Origin of the sequence: Neobacillus niacini (assembly GCF_000759675.1) — a bacterium.
In the GTDB taxonomy this organism is placed as follows: domain Bacteria; phylum Bacillota; class Bacilli; order Bacillales; family Cytobacillaceae; genus Neobacillus; species Neobacillus niacini_A.
On record NZ_BAWM01000018.1, the window covers coordinates 75092 to 89353 of the forward strand.

The 14262-nt window shown below is 37.0% G+C and carries 15 protein-coding genes; all 15 read right to left on the reverse strand.

Annotated elements, in window-relative coordinates; translation table 11 throughout:
- Window positions 1–56 precede the first annotated feature (56 nt).
- Entirely contained in the window at window positions 57–1238 is a 1182-nt protein-coding gene (locus TR08_RS08535) for a GerMN domain-containing protein (RefSeq protein ID WP_045517387.1), read from the reverse strand.
- Window positions 1213–1764, reverse strand: coding sequence for an RNA polymerase sigma factor SigX (gene sigX / locus TR08_RS08540; RefSeq protein ID WP_045517389.1), 552 nt, complete (start codon window positions 1762–1764; stop codon window positions 1213–1215). The genes TR08_RS08535 and sigX overlap by 26 nt, the downstream gene beginning before the upstream one ends.
- A gap of 198 nt (window positions 1765–1962) precedes the next feature.
- Window positions 1963–3744 (reverse strand): ATP-binding protein, encoded by a 1782-nt coding sequence (locus TR08_RS08545; RefSeq protein WP_045517391.1) that lies wholly within the window; start codon window positions 3742–3744, stop codon window positions 1963–1965.
- Window positions 3741–4457: a response regulator transcription factor gene (locus TR08_RS08550; RefSeq protein ID WP_045517393.1), complete on the reverse strand. Its 717-nt coding sequence runs from the start codon at window positions 4455–4457 to the stop codon at window positions 3741–3743. The genes TR08_RS08545 and TR08_RS08550 overlap by 4 nt, the downstream gene beginning before the upstream one ends.
- A gap of 175 nt (window positions 4458–4632) precedes the next feature.
- Entirely contained in the window at window positions 4633–5817 is a 1185-nt protein-coding gene (gene ccsB, locus TR08_RS08555; protein WP_045517395.1) for a c-type cytochrome biogenesis protein CcsB, read from the reverse strand.
- Window positions 5818–7452: a cytochrome c biogenesis protein ResB gene (gene resB, locus TR08_RS08560; protein WP_045517397.1), complete on the reverse strand. Its 1635-nt coding sequence runs from the start codon at window positions 7450–7452 to the stop codon at window positions 5818–5820.
- A gap of 23 nt (window positions 7453–7475) precedes the next feature.
- Window positions 7476–8000, reverse strand: a complete 525-nt coding sequence (resA, locus tag TR08_RS08565; protein ID WP_045517399.1) for a thiol-disulfide oxidoreductase ResA — start codon at window positions 7998–8000, stop codon at window positions 7476–7478.
- 102 nt (window positions 8001–8102) lie between these two features.
- A complete protein-coding gene (rluB, locus tag TR08_RS08570) occupies window positions 8103–8840 on the reverse strand; it encodes a 23S rRNA pseudouridine(2605) synthase RluB (RefSeq protein WP_045517401.1) in 738 nt (245 codons plus the stop codon).
- Between the two features lie 227 nt (window positions 8841–9067).
- Complete coding sequence (locus TR08_RS08575) at window positions 9068–9604, reverse strand: spore maturation protein (protein ID WP_045517402.1); 537 nt, start codon at window positions 9602–9604, stop codon at window positions 9068–9070.
- A 5-nt stretch (window positions 9605–9609) separates the two neighbouring features.
- Complete coding sequence (locus TR08_RS08580) at window positions 9610–10197, reverse strand: nucleoside recognition domain-containing protein (RefSeq protein WP_045517403.1); 588 nt, start codon at window positions 10195–10197, stop codon at window positions 9610–9612.
- Window positions 10190–11335 carry a D-alanyl-D-alanine carboxypeptidase family protein gene (locus tag TR08_RS08585; RefSeq protein ID WP_193747703.1) on the reverse strand — a complete coding sequence of 382 codons (1146 nt, stop codon included), beginning with the start codon at window positions 11333–11335 and terminating at the stop codon, window positions 10190–10192. Before TR08_RS08585 ends, TR08_RS08580 begins: the two co-directional genes overlap by 8 nt.
- A gap of 268 nt (window positions 11336–11603) precedes the next feature.
- Window positions 11604–12494, reverse strand: coding sequence for a superoxide dismutase (locus TR08_RS08590; RefSeq protein WP_045517404.1), 891 nt, complete (start codon window positions 12492–12494; stop codon window positions 11604–11606).
- A gap of 129 nt (window positions 12495–12623) precedes the next feature.
- Window positions 12624–13112: a YpuI family protein gene (locus TR08_RS08595; protein ID WP_045517405.1), complete on the reverse strand. Its 489-nt coding sequence runs from the start codon at window positions 13110–13112 to the stop codon at window positions 12624–12626.
- A 32-nt stretch (window positions 13113–13144) separates the two neighbouring features.
- Window positions 13145–13564, reverse strand: a complete 420-nt coding sequence (locus TR08_RS08600; RefSeq protein WP_045517406.1) for a hypothetical protein — start codon at window positions 13562–13564, stop codon at window positions 13145–13147.
- A 105-nt stretch (window positions 13565–13669) separates the two neighbouring features.
- A complete protein-coding gene (gene scpB / locus TR08_RS08605) occupies window positions 13670–14257 on the reverse strand; it encodes an SMC-Scp complex subunit ScpB (RefSeq protein ID WP_045517408.1) in 588 nt (195 codons plus the stop codon).
- Window positions 14258–14262: the final 5 nt, after the last annotated feature.

Below are 14262 nucleotides of genomic sequence, written 5' to 3' on the forward strand. Positions count from 1 at the left end.
TGTAACTAGACAAAAAAAGATTAACCTTATAATGGTCAATCTTTTTCTACAGATTTTCATTGGATTGGGCGATGATTGGGTGCTATCGGAACTTTCATTTCCTTCGATAAATCAAACGGTCCTAAAAGCTTAATAGGAGCATTTAGAATCGTTATAGTCTCGATCCCAAAATCTTTTGCAGTAAATAAAATAGCTTCATAGGCGTACACTGTTTCTTGGTTATTCTCCATTGCGGCGTTTTCATCCATGGTGATGGTTAATTTATTTTCTTTGATTGTAACTTCCTTCATTGGGAAGTCAGGTACTAGTGAGGCTACAAAGCCTAAGGCTGGTTGATCTGTCTTCATAGCTTCAAAAGCTGCATTAATATCATTATACGTCTCGGTAGAAGGTACAAGGTAGGTGGTTTCTAATCCATCTGGAGAATAAAAGAAATATGCATGTTTCCCCTCTGGTTCAACTTCAATTTCATCCATCTCACCATAATTACCAAGTTCTATTCCCGGTTGCCCATTTGTAGTAAGTTTAATTTTATTTACTTGACTATTCGAAGCTATATTTTTACTTAATAATTTTATAAAATTCGTTTCTGTCGCAGAACCTTCCCCAAATTTATGATCACTAGGAACATCAACAATAACAGTATTATTTGTATTATCTAATTTAAACGTAGCGTTTAGAGGATAATAGTCTGTTAATCCCCATTCCTCTTCCTTTAATAGTCCCATTGTTTCGGTAAAAATAGTAAGCCAATTCTTATTATTATCTGGATGAACAACTGTAGATATAGGCACTAAAATTTGTGCTTGAGAATCTGGAATCCAATAGGTGATTACTGTCCCATCTCCTACTTCATCATCATATAACCCCGTTTTATTGCTTCCCGTCATAAACATTTTGGGTTCAGCGCCAGATATCCCGTTTTCAATTGTATCTTCTTTTTTCATCATAATCGATGAGTTTTCTTTAGAAAGGCTTATCTTATCCTCGTTGGACGATTCTTCCTGTTTTACGCTATCAAAAGAATATTCCGTTCCATCCAACATTTTTGGAACTAATAAGAAAAAAAGGAGTAAGGCTGCTGCAGTTGCAATACCAGGTAATATCCATGCAGGTCGTTTTCTCTTTTTTATAGAAAGATTTTGGTATATGTCACGAGGATTGCGATGATCTTGTATTTTGGGCATTTGCCTTAGTAAATCCTCGAGCTGCTTATCGCTCCACTCTGACTTGTTCACTTTCTAATCCCTCCTTTTCATTAAATATTTCCATATGCTTCTTTAATACTTTCAATGCGCGATGCTGTGTTGTTTTTACTTTACTTTCTGTCCACCCCAGCGCTTCGGCAGTTTCAGTTATCGATAAATCGTTTAAAAAACGCAATATGACAACAGAACGTTGATCAACTGTACAAAGATCCAAACATTGATAAATCCATTTGATTTCTTCCTTATGGACCATAATTTCTTCTGGAATCGGATACTCATCCTTCACTTGGCTGGAAGACCAATCAAATTTTTCAAGCAGTCTCCCCTTCCATCCCTTTTGTTTCCGAAATGAATCAATTGCTACATTGCGTGCAATAGAAAACAGCCACGTTTTTTCGCTGCTCTTTCCTTCAAAGCGATGAAAGGATTTAAACACCCTAATATATACTTCTTGTACTAGGTCCTCTGCCTGTTCTTTGTTTCTTACCATATAAAATAAAAATTGAAAAACGTCATGATGATATTTTTGATATAGTTCATCGAAAACGGAGTCCATCCATTCCCCTCCCCGTTCATAGAATTAGTCGATACTTATGTATAAAAAGTTTCACATTTTAAATATAGACTTTTTAGACCAAAATGTGAAGGCAAGACTGGATGGAACCATAAAAAACAAAAAACCCACCTTTAAATAGATGAGTTTAGCGTTTATAAAAATGTTTCCCGTGAATCAAGGGAAATCGCCATTTTTTTCTTATTTTCGTGGTAGTAAGAAGGTAAATGTCGTTCCTTGTCCAATTTTACTTTGTACAGAGATATGACCACGATGGGCGTCTATAATATTTTTTGCAATAGCTAGTCCTAATCCAGTACCAGCCCGACCTCGAGTTCGTGCTTTATCTGCTTTATAAAACCTTTCAAACACAAATGGTAAATCTTCTTCTGGGATACCTGACCCTGAATCCGACACTTCCACTTTTATCCCGAAATCATCTTTTTTCACATATAACTTAACTGAACCGCCTTGTGGAGTATGTCTGATGGCATTATCAATTAAATTTGTTAATACTTGTTCAATCCGGTCCGGATCAAATACAATGTTAGGAATATCATTCTCTAGTTCAGTACTTAGTTGTATTTCATTGTCTCTAGCCAGACCTCGAAATTTATGAACGATTCTATTCATAAAAGATGGCAAATTTACATCATCAAGCGTTAATTGAATATGTCCAGCTTCCATTCTTGCAAGATCTAGCAATTCATTAACTAGCCGACCCATCCTCAATGATTCATCATAAATGACTTTTGCCATTTCTTTTTTCTCTTCTTGAGATTCTGCAATATCGTCAACAATGGCTTCACTATATCCCTGTAACATTGAAATTGGTGTTCTAAGCTCATGAGAAACATTGGCGATAAAATCTTGTCTCATTTTTTCTAGGACCCGTTCTTCAGTCATATCCCTTAGTACTGCTACGGCACCACGAATAAATCGGTTACTATAAAGCGGACTTACGAGAATGACCCAATGACGACCTTGAAGAGAAATTTCCCCCACTTGTTCTATCTCTGTATCAACTGCCTGTTGAAAAAGATCCATTACTTGTGTTGGAATTTCTTCTGCAGTGGAACCGGATCCTCCCTTTTCATAATACCAATATTGCAAAAATCGATCTGCAGGTGGATTTGTTATCAGGATGGTTCCATCACGGTTAAAGGTAATAACGCCATCTGCCATACTACTTAGAATACTAGCGAGCTGCTCTTTTTCCTGACTAAGTGCATTCATATTGAACTTTAACTGCCGCCCCATTTGGTTAAAAGCTGTGGCAAGTTCACCAATTTCATCATGAGTAAGAATAGGGACTTTCGTATCGAATTTCCCCCTTGCTACTTCGAAGGCAGCCTCCCTCATTTTTATTAAAGGGGCAGTAATCCTTGTAGATAAAAAGAAGGCAAAAATAGTAGTTAGAATAATAGCGACACCAGCAACAAGAAGTATAAAATTCGTTGTTGAATGTGTAGTTTCTTCAATTACCTCCAAGGATTGATAGATAAAGACCGCACCATTTTCTCCATCATCCATGTGCAACGGTACACCAATAATTGAATATTTTGCAATGCCATTTTCTGAGTTTTTTGATGAAAGCTTTGAAACTTTTTCAACCGTTATGTTTTCCCCAAAAACTTTGGACAACTCGATATCATTGCGTATATCTGTTACAGATAACTTTACTGAATTTTCGGAGTTAGGAGAGAAGTAGACCTCATTGTCATTTTTGATGATGACTACCTTCGTAAATTCATCAATAATTTCCCAAGAGATTTCTAAACCTAAGTGAAATTGCTCATCCGGATGATTTTCCAACACTTTGGCTATTTTCTCAGCCTGATGTGTTAAATCATTTTTGGTTTCAGTAATATTGTTATTCTCAAAAAATTCAAGGAGCATAACTGTTAAAATGAAAAGTATAAAGGCAACCAAAAATATAATGGTAATCCATAGCTTACCAACTACACTTCGTAAAAAGATCATTCATTAACTACCTCAAATTTGTAGCCTACCCCCCAAACTGTTACAATCATTCTGGCTGCCTGCTCAGAGACTTTATTTAACTTTTCACGAAGACGCTTAACGTGTGTGTCAACTGTACGCAAGTCCCCAAAGAACTCGTAATGCCAAACTTCTTTCAGTAATTGCTCTCTGTCAAACACCTTGTCAGGTGCTTTCGCTAAGAAATAAAGTAGTTCATATTCTTTTGGTGTTAAACTTACTTCCTTACCATCTGCAAGTACCCTATGTGCGTCATTGTCGATCGTTAAATGTGGGAACACAATAACATCCTTCGTTGTTGTATCGGTTTGGAGATAACTAGTTTGAGATGACCTTCTTAATAGAGCCTTTACCCGCAGGACTACTTCTCTAGGGCTGAATGGTTTTACAATATAGTCGTCTGTACCTACTTCAAACCCCTGTACACGATTAACCTCTTCACCTTTAGCTGTTAACATGATAACAGGCGTAGCCTTTTTTTCCCTTAATTCACGACAAACCTCTAAACCATCTTTACCAGGCATCATTAAGTCTAAAAGGATTACATCATAATCATTTGCAATCGCCTTCGTTAAGGCTTCATTTCCATCCTCTGCTTCATCAATCGAATATTCTTCACGCTCTAAATACATTTTTAATAACCGGCGAATTCTTTCCTCGTCATCAACTACTAAAATTTTCACGTCTTTATCCATTATTAATCCCCCCATGCAGTTATTTTACAAAATGTGACTATTTTAATCTATAACTAAACGTAATTGTCTCTGTAAATAGTGTCAAATTTTTGACAAATCCACATTTCTTTAATGAAACATTTAAAAAATAGCCTTCACTTGGAAAAAGTAAAGGCTATAAAAATAAAACATATTATTATCCAGCGTAGGAATGAAGTCCTGCAATAACAAGGTTTACTGCCACCAAGTTAAACATAATAATCACAAAACCAATTACCGCAAGCCATGCTGATTTTTCACCATGCCATCCCTTGGAAAGACGAAGATGTAAAAAGGCAGCGTAGAATAACCAAGTTATTAATGCCCAAACCTCTTTAGGATCCCATCCCCAGAATCTAGTCCAGGCAATTTGTGCCCATATCATCGCGAAAATCAATGCTCCTAAGGTAAATACAGGGAATCCAATTAATACGGATCGGTAGCTTATTTCATCAACAAAATCCAGATTAATGTTTTTAACTAAAGGCTGAAGTGCTGCTGAAATACGTTTTCTTAAAATTAATCTTATTAACCCATAGAGAATAAATCCGCCAATAAACGACCAAATAACGGAATTCATTTTCTTTGCATTTATTAGCGCAGGCATTTCCACAAGCGGTTCAAATTTCCCTTTTGTTATGATTTCCCCTTCATGCGGGCCAGTTATTGCTGGCATTGTATATTCAATTGTCGCAGCTTGGTCATTCTTATTAATCCAGTTAAATTCTGCTTTATAATCCATAGCTGAAAATAAAGTTGAGACAAGAACAAATCCAAGTGTAGTTACTAACCCAAACATAACGGCTTCAAGCCAAAAGGTTCGTTTACTCGCTTTTGATTGATCAATTACTTTTACAAGATAAATCAATCCTGCCCCAAAGCTTATCGCCAGGATTGCCTCTCCTAACGCTGCAGTTGTAACATGGATATGAAGCCAGTCACTTTGTAGAGCAGGAATTAATGGAGATATATCTCTTGGAAACATGCTTGCATAGGCAATAACAAGGATCGCTACTGGCATTGTAAACAACCCCAGAAGCGGTGTCCGATAAATAAAATAAATGACTATGAACGCACCAACGAGACACATTCCAAAAAAGGTTGTAAATTCAAATAAATTACTTACAGGTGCATGTCCTGCAGCAATCCATCTTGTAATAAAATATCCCACCTGAGAAATAAAGCCCACAATTGTTAAAAAAACGGCAATTTTTCCCCATCGATTCGTGCCTTTCTTTTCTCCGATATTCTTTTTAGCCTTAATGGCTCCACCAAAGAAGAGGGTCGCAACTAAATAAAGAATAAATGCAATATAAAGTAAATTACTACTTATTGTTACCAACTAGACACCCTCCTTATCCATTTTTTCCCTTTGAATTTGATCATTAGGAATGTTAATTTTTGTTTCAGAAAGCGCACTTTCAATTTCTCTTTTTAAACCGTACCAGTTTTTATTCGTATGAGCAGCAATCCATATTTCACCATTTTTGTTTTGTACCCAAATTCTACGATGGTTCCAATAAGCGCCTTGGATTACACCAATCATAAAGAGAATACCGCCCAAAACTATGATCCAAATTGTTAAGTCTTTACGAACAGTTAAGGCTGTAACATTTTTGGTTTCGATCCCTTTGAAAGCCATTTTGTATTGGTTATCACCTAATGGCTCAATGGTTTGCTGAATCGCAACAAAACTTGTTTCCCCTTTTGGTACCTCTGGTGATGTCATTTTGAACACAAATGCAGGATTATTGGGTATCCGTGATTTTGTTGTCGGCTCCCCATCTTTTGCAAATTCAAAGTCTGGGAAAAAACTCAAAACTTCAACACCGTACCCATTTCCTAGGTCATATTTTGGCTTTGGGTCATAAAGATTTATTTTTACATCTCCAAATGTGTTGCCTGTTGCTTTATTCGTTAAAGAGAAAGACATTGTATTTAGTTCATCGAGTTTGTAATCCACTTGATATAACGCGAACTTTTCAAATTTCAATGGCTGATTCACTTTAATTTTGTGTTCTTTGACTTTTTCTAATTCTGGCTGTTCCCCAGGAATTGCGGGTCCAACTCTTTTATAAAGTACTGCGTTGGTCTGATAATTTTTAACTACCATCCCTGCTCGATCAATTGCGGCTTCGAATGTTTTGTCTTCTTTTTCTTTATCATAGTTTTCCAGAATAAACTTTTCGTTTGCTACATAGTATTGTCCATCCGTTTCAGGGACAACCTTTGTTTCACCTTCACGAAGCCATAAAACTTTATCAATGTACATACCTGGAACGAATCGAAGCATGCCGCCGATTAAGAAAATAATTAATCCCACATGGTTCACATATGGACCCCAACGAGAAAAACGACCCTTTTCAGCAAGCAAATCTCCATTTTCTTCTCGAATATTATAGCGTTTAGCCTTTAATCGTTGTTTAACAGCCGCTATGTCTTGTTCATCAACGTTCTCGCTTATTCCAAACAGGCGCTGACGCTTTAAAAAGCCCTCGTGCCTTGTTACTTTTTGGGCTTTTAAAGCCTTATATAATGGCACAACCCTGTCTAGACTACAAATCACAAGAGAAATACCTATCATTGCAATTAATACTAAATACCACCATGAGCTATACAAATTATTAAAGCCTAATTCATAGTATAATTTACCAAACCAGCCATACTGATCTTCGTAGTATTCTTCTGCCGGCATAGTAGGAGGTATGTACATTTCCTGTGGAAGGATCGTCCCAGCTGCAGAAGCAACCAGCGTGACGACAATGAGCCAAACACCTACCTTGACAGATGAAAAAAAGTTCCATATTTTATCAACAATGGATTTATTATATGTTTGTGAGCGGCGAGCACTACCTTCATAACGCATATCGAGCAGCGATTTATCTTGTGATTGTTCATCTAGAACTTTTCCGCATGCCTCACACAATACGGTTCCGTGTGGATTAACATGTCCGCATTCACATTTAACATCTTTCATTGCAAAAAACTCCCTACAACCCCTTAAGGTTTAATTTTCTCCATAAACTCCCTGACAGTTGATTCTGTTAACGTCCCAGTATGATATTTAACCACTTTTCCATCCTTATCAATCAAAAATGTAGCTGGAAGAGGGTTAATTCCATATGCAGTTTGAACTTGGCCGTCCGTATCAATCACAATCGGGAAATCTAGCTTCTTCCGCTCAGCAAATTGATTAACGGCTAATTCAGACTCGCTGACATTAACAGCCAACACTTGAACACCACCGTCTTTATAATGATTATATTGATTATTAATATAAGGCATTTCCGCTTCACATGGCTTACACCATGTTCCCCAAAAATTCAAAAATACTCCCTGCCCTTTATAATCAGAAAGCTTATGTTTTTCACCTTCCATATCAATCAACACAAAATCAGGAGCTTGTTTACCAACTTCTACTTTCATCCTATTATCCTTTGTTAAGTTGGCATAAAGCGTGTAGGCAACGGCAGCAGCAAGTATGAATAGGATTGCTGTCCTCATAACTAATCGCCGTTTTTTCATATTTCTCCCCCCTGAAAGTCACAATTACTAGACACAATTCGTCTAAATTATATCATTTTCCACTATATCTATAGTAAATATTCAAATGCAATTGTGACAGCTTTATGAATTTTTTTTAGTAGACTCCAAAGAGAGTCCTCTTAATAGCTTCACTTCATGGTGTGTCAACTCTCTAGCGTCCCCTGCAGATAAACCATGCAAAGTTAAAAAGCCATAGCGTTCTCGTTTTAGTTTCAAAACTTCATGTCCAATTGCTTCAAACATTCTCCTAACCTGACGATTTCGTCCTTCATGTATGATGATTTCAATGATTGAAGTTTGTTTTTGCTTATCTACAGAAAGCATTTTGACTTTAGCCGGTGCAGTTTTTCCATCTTCAAGATGAATTCCTCTTTCCAACTTTCTAAGATTCTCCTTTGATGGAATTCCTTTGGTTTTAACGACATAAGCTTTTTCAATCTCATTCCGAGGGTGCATAAGTAAATTTGCAAACTCCCCATCATTTGTTAGCAGCAATAATCCGGAAGTATCATAGTCAAGACGTCCCACCGGAAAAATTCTTTCTTGTTGATATGGAAAGAAATCTGTTACTACCTTTCTTCCTTTATCATCACTCACACTCGAAATGACTCCGCGTGGTTTATACAATAGAAAATAAACGGGTTCCTCCTTCTCAATCTGGACTCCATTCACTTCAACCCTGTCAGATGATGTAACTTTGACACCCAGCTCTGTAACTACTTTTCCATTGACCTTTACTTTACCTTCTTTAATTAATTCTTCAGATTTCCTTCTTGATGCAATTCCTGCTCGGGCAATTACCTTTTGCAATCTTTCCATTATGATCCACCTCAGCTGTTTACCTTTATTTTGAATACTGGGTGAGCGCACCACAGTTTACTAGGAAACAAAATAGTTATTCTTTCCTAATGAATTATGACACAAAATTGACCTTTTTCAAAGTAACGGCTATTCTATCGTAAGGAAAAATAAAAAAGCAGGCTCCTATTATATTTTACCTCTCTTAGGAACCTGCTTATTTTTGTATATTATTCTTACTTATCATTTTAATTTGCTCCGAAAATAAATACCACTACGACAATCGCTGCTACTATCCCTACTACATCTGCAAGGAGTCCAACCTTTAGTGCATCTCCCATTTTTTTGATCCCGACTGCGCCGAAATATACGGTTAACACGTAAAAGGTCGTATCTGTACTTCCTTGCAAAACAGATGCTAGTCTGCCAATAAAAGAATCAGGACCATATACAGCAATTAAATCACTTGTCATACCAAGTGCGGCTGTTCCAGAAATTGGTCTGATTAAAATGAGGGGAACAATTTCCGCTGGGACACCGATTGCTTCCATTACAGGTCTAATCCAATTCATTAATGCTTCTAAAGCACCTGAAGCCCGGAAAACAGTGATAGCTACTAGCATGCCTACAAGATATGGAATAATAGAAAAGGCAATTTTGATTCCTTCTTTTCCACCTTCAACAAAGCTCTCATAAGTCGGTACATGTTTTATAGTTCCATATAGGAGGATAATTCCTATTAAAACAGGGATAAATCCTAGGGAAATAAGCGATAGAAATTCCATTATTTTCATCCTTTACGACTTCGTCGATTATAAAAATACCGGTCTATCATAACTGCTCCGAGCATTGAAATAATGGTGGCAATTAATGTTGGCACAACAATTTCAGTGGGGGATGCCGAATGATAATTCATTCGAATCGCAATGACCGTTGTAGGTATGACCGTAATGCTTGCTGTATTTATTGCCAAGAAAGTAACCATTGAGCGGCTGGCTGAATTCTTGCCCCCATTTAACTGTTTTAATTCCTCCATCGCTTTAATTCCAAGCGGTGTGGCCGCATTACCTAAGCCAAACATATTGGCAATCATATTAGACAATATATACCCCATTGCGGGGTGATTTGTTGGCACATCAGGAAATAATCTTCGAACTAGCGGGCGGAATAACTTAGATAATAATTCTAGTAATCCAGATTCCTGGGCGATGCGCATCATACCCAACCAAAACACAAGAATGCTGATCAACCCGATACAGAGCGTCACAGCCTCCTTTGCCCCATCAAAAATCGCTTTATTTACTTCTTCCATTGTCCCGTTAATCAGTGCAAATACGAAACCAACAAGCGTCATAAATACCCAAATATAATTAACCATGTAATTTCACGCCAATTACTGATAGAAATAAATCTTTTAATAAATCAAACAGTCCTTTTTTCTTCTCGGGACCCCCTTGATAATAAATAGGTGTTTCTCTTACCACTTTTCCATCAAGGAAAACTTGTGCTTTACCAACTGCTTCTCCATTATGCTCGGACTCGTCCCAATCTTCTCCCGGCTTATTCAATTTATATTTAATCGAGAACAGATCCATTTCTTCATCTGTGGCTGGGTAAACAATTGATCTCTTTAAATAGAAGTGCTTTTGATCATACTTATTCGTTTTTATATCAATTGTCCCTTTTGTTAAAACTTCCGCCATATCAAAAGTTTTAAAACTATTTTCGTACATGGCTATATGATCATTCCAATCATCCGAAGCGTTTAATGTAACGGCAATTAAACTCATATCCCCTTTTGTTGCTGTTGTAACCAGGGTTCTTTTTGCACGTTTTGTATAACCGGTTTTTCCGCCTGTCGTATATTTATACTTTGTAAGTAAACGGTTTTTATTTTTCCACTCACGATCCCAATTTTCATTGGGATTTGGCGCTTTATAATTCTTTGTTCTAGCGATTTTTTGGTATGTTTTATTTTGCATAGCATACCGAGTCAATAGAGCCATGTCATAGGCAGTTGAATAGTGGTCTTCATGGTCGTCTAAACCATGAGGATTAGAAAAATGAGTATTCAACATACCAATCTCTTTTGCTTTTTGGTTCATCAAAAAAACAAACCCATCTAAGCTTCCTCCAACATGTTCAGCGATTGCAACAGCCGTGTCATTGCCAGACCGAAGCATCAAACCATAAACTAGATGCTCTAGCTTGATCTTTTCCCCGGGCTTTAAATAAACAGATGATCCATCAGCACGGGTAGCTTGTTCACTTACTTTCACCATTTCATTCATTTTTCCCGATTCGATCGCAAGAATCGCCGTCATAATTTTCGTAATACTAGCGATTCTTCTTTTTGTGTGTGCATCTTTCTCAAATAGGACACGCCCTGATTCTTGTTCCATTAGAACTGCACCACGTGCACTTACGGAAACGGAAGCACCCACCTTTTGAGGAATGTTTGCAATGAATAGTGAGACCATGAGGGCAAAAATGACTAGCTTCCAAATCATTCTCATAAGATTACCTCGTCCCCTTCGTTAACATTTCTAGCTTCAATACTTACTGTCTAGCTTCAGCGCCTAGGGCCTCTAGGTCATAAGTCAATCACTTCGTAAGGCAAAAAGCGGCCTTCTGTCAGCGCTTGTCTTATGCTTGTCGGCCCTGAGCAAGGCGCTTCAGCATTTTGTGAGACTAGCTTTCTAAAATTTTATGCAGGACAAGGCTTGATATGACTATTTGTCCCAAAAAATGAAAAGGCAATCGACTTCAGCCGATTGCCTAACGTTAAAATGCTGGCCACTTAATCTCAGAGGCTTTATCAAACCTCATTTCAACATCATTCCAATTTACCAGATTCCACCAATTGTCAACGTATCCAGCCCTATTGTTCTTATACTGTAGATAATAAGCATGCTCCCAAACATCCAGAACTAGCAGTGGAATGGTATCCCATTGTGTTAACAGCATATGACTTTCTGATTGTAAAATCTCAAGATGTCTAGCCCGTGGTGACCATACGAGGATAGCCCATCCTACGCCCTCAACCTGTTTTGCCGCTTCAGAGAACTGTTTTTTAAATTTATCGAAACTGCCAAAATAATTTTCGATTTCTCTTTTAAGGAGTCCTTGAGGGCTTCCCCCTCCTTTAGGGATCATGTTTTTCCAAAAAATTGTATGCAAGTAATGCCCTGAACCATGAAAAGCTAATTCTCTTGACCAATGTTTTATGAGGGAGAAATCATTACTATCTCTAGCCTTCTTTAAATTTACCTCCGCTTTGTTTAATCCCTCTACATAGGAGCGATGGTGCTTATCATGGTGCAGTCTCATGATTTCCTCCGAGATATAGGGTTCGAGGGCATTATAGGCGTATGGAAGCTCTGGGAGTGTATGACCTCCAGGCGGGACACTCTTTTTCTCCACCCAGATATTCCCCACTCCTTGTTTACGAGAAAAATAACTTTCCATTTGTTCATGAATTTCCTCTGCTTTAGATTGAAGACTTAGCATGTCATTATCTGATAATGATTGACTAGTATTCTCAATCAACTCAGTGAAGAGTTCAAGCTGCTCCCATAATTCTAAGTTATCTTTCACATCTTCTGTATCTAGAAACTGCTTCAATTGGTCATTCCACTCAAAAAGTTCATGGACGTACTGACTAAATCGATTCATTTTATCCCACCTTTATTTCGAATCTACCTAAAGGGTATGAAATATATTTGGGATTATGAACAATTCCGCAAACAGAAGTTGAACATAAAAAAACTGCCATCATATAAATGGACAGTTTCTTTAAATCATTTATTTCGATTGAATCATTTTTGTACGGTAATCTGTTTCATAGTATTCAAGTTCTTCTCTAACTCTTTGAAATTCTCCCTCAAGACCTTTAACTAACTTTTGTACACTTTCAGGTACACTTTTATAAAATTTTATCGAATTTCGTCCTGTATACGCAGAACGGCTATCCTCAAACCAAGCGTCATTTTTAGGAGAGAAAAATTCTTCTATACACTGATGAAAAATACGATAAAGAGTCTTCTCTGCAGGTGGCTTCTGAAACGGTTCGCTTTGCAGAATAACTGAACAAGCATCCAAGCCTTCTTCACAATAAACAAGTAATTTTCTCAAATTAGATAGAATTAATTTATAATAACTTGAATCACCTGATAACTCTTGTTCCATTTTTGAAATCGTTGTTTCATTTAAATAATTTTCTAATGTCCCGATCGTAGAGGTTAAAAACTCTCCAACATCTTTAAGCTGCATTTTAACTAATGAATTACCCATCCAAACACCCCTTTGAATTCTTTTTTACCTGCCTATCTCGGCTGCTTAATGTAGTCTAGCGGAGAACGGAGTTCAAATTTATTGTTTTGCTTTACAGCAAGCACGATTTCAGATAATTTATTAAAGTCTATATCTTGAAAATAAGAAACAAATTCCTGCTTAGAATTAATATATAACCGTTTTCGATTACGCAAACCCGGATTTTTTATTAAACACACCAAAGCAACAATATCCTTGAATGTCACTTGTATATCATCTTTCGTCAAAATTGGGTTTTGCTGATAAGGAGTGAATTCTTGAAAAAATTCATCAAAGTATCTTACATATAATACATGCAGTGTTTTTTCCTCAGAATCTTCAATAAATGTAACTTCACTTCTATTAAAGAAGTCTTCTGAAGTATTTGATTTTTCCTTTTCCAATTCGTATCCTATACATTCTGTTATTAACAAATAAATCAATCCCCTTTAATCATTAACGAATAAGTTGAATCTTCGGAATTTCATTGAAATCATATTATTTCTATTTTATCATAACTAAATTGAATTGTTTTATTTTTAAGAATTAATACTTTCCTGAAACTTTTCAAAAAACAGGTCAGCTTCCTCTTGTACAAATTTTTCTTCCACTCTATCAGGAAGCTTGGGCAGTTCCTCAATGTTTTTTAAACCGAAATAATCAAGAAACTCTTTGGTCGTTCCATATAGGTATGCTCTTCCAGTCCCTTCAGCTCTCCCAACTTCCTTTATAAGTGCTTTAGACATTAGCGTATGAAGTGGTCTTTCTGTTTTTACACCACGTATCTCTTCAATTTCTGTACGCGTGATCGGCTGTTTATAAGCAATAATAGCCAATGTTTCCAATGCTGCCTGAGACAAGGCAGAAGTATTAGGTGAGTCAACAAGCCTTTTAAGATAGGTCGCATTTTCTTTTTTGGTTGCAAGCTGATAAGTACCCGCGAGCTGGACGATCATGATTCCTCGATTGGTGTCTTTTGCATATACCTGTTTTAATTCTTCAATAATCTCTCCAGCCTTATGTTCCTCAACCTCCAGGACTTCTGCTACGTGCTTTAAAGTAAGTCCTTCATCACCTGCTGCAAATAAAAGACTCTCTAATATACTTTGCCATTTAATTATTTCCAAGCCCT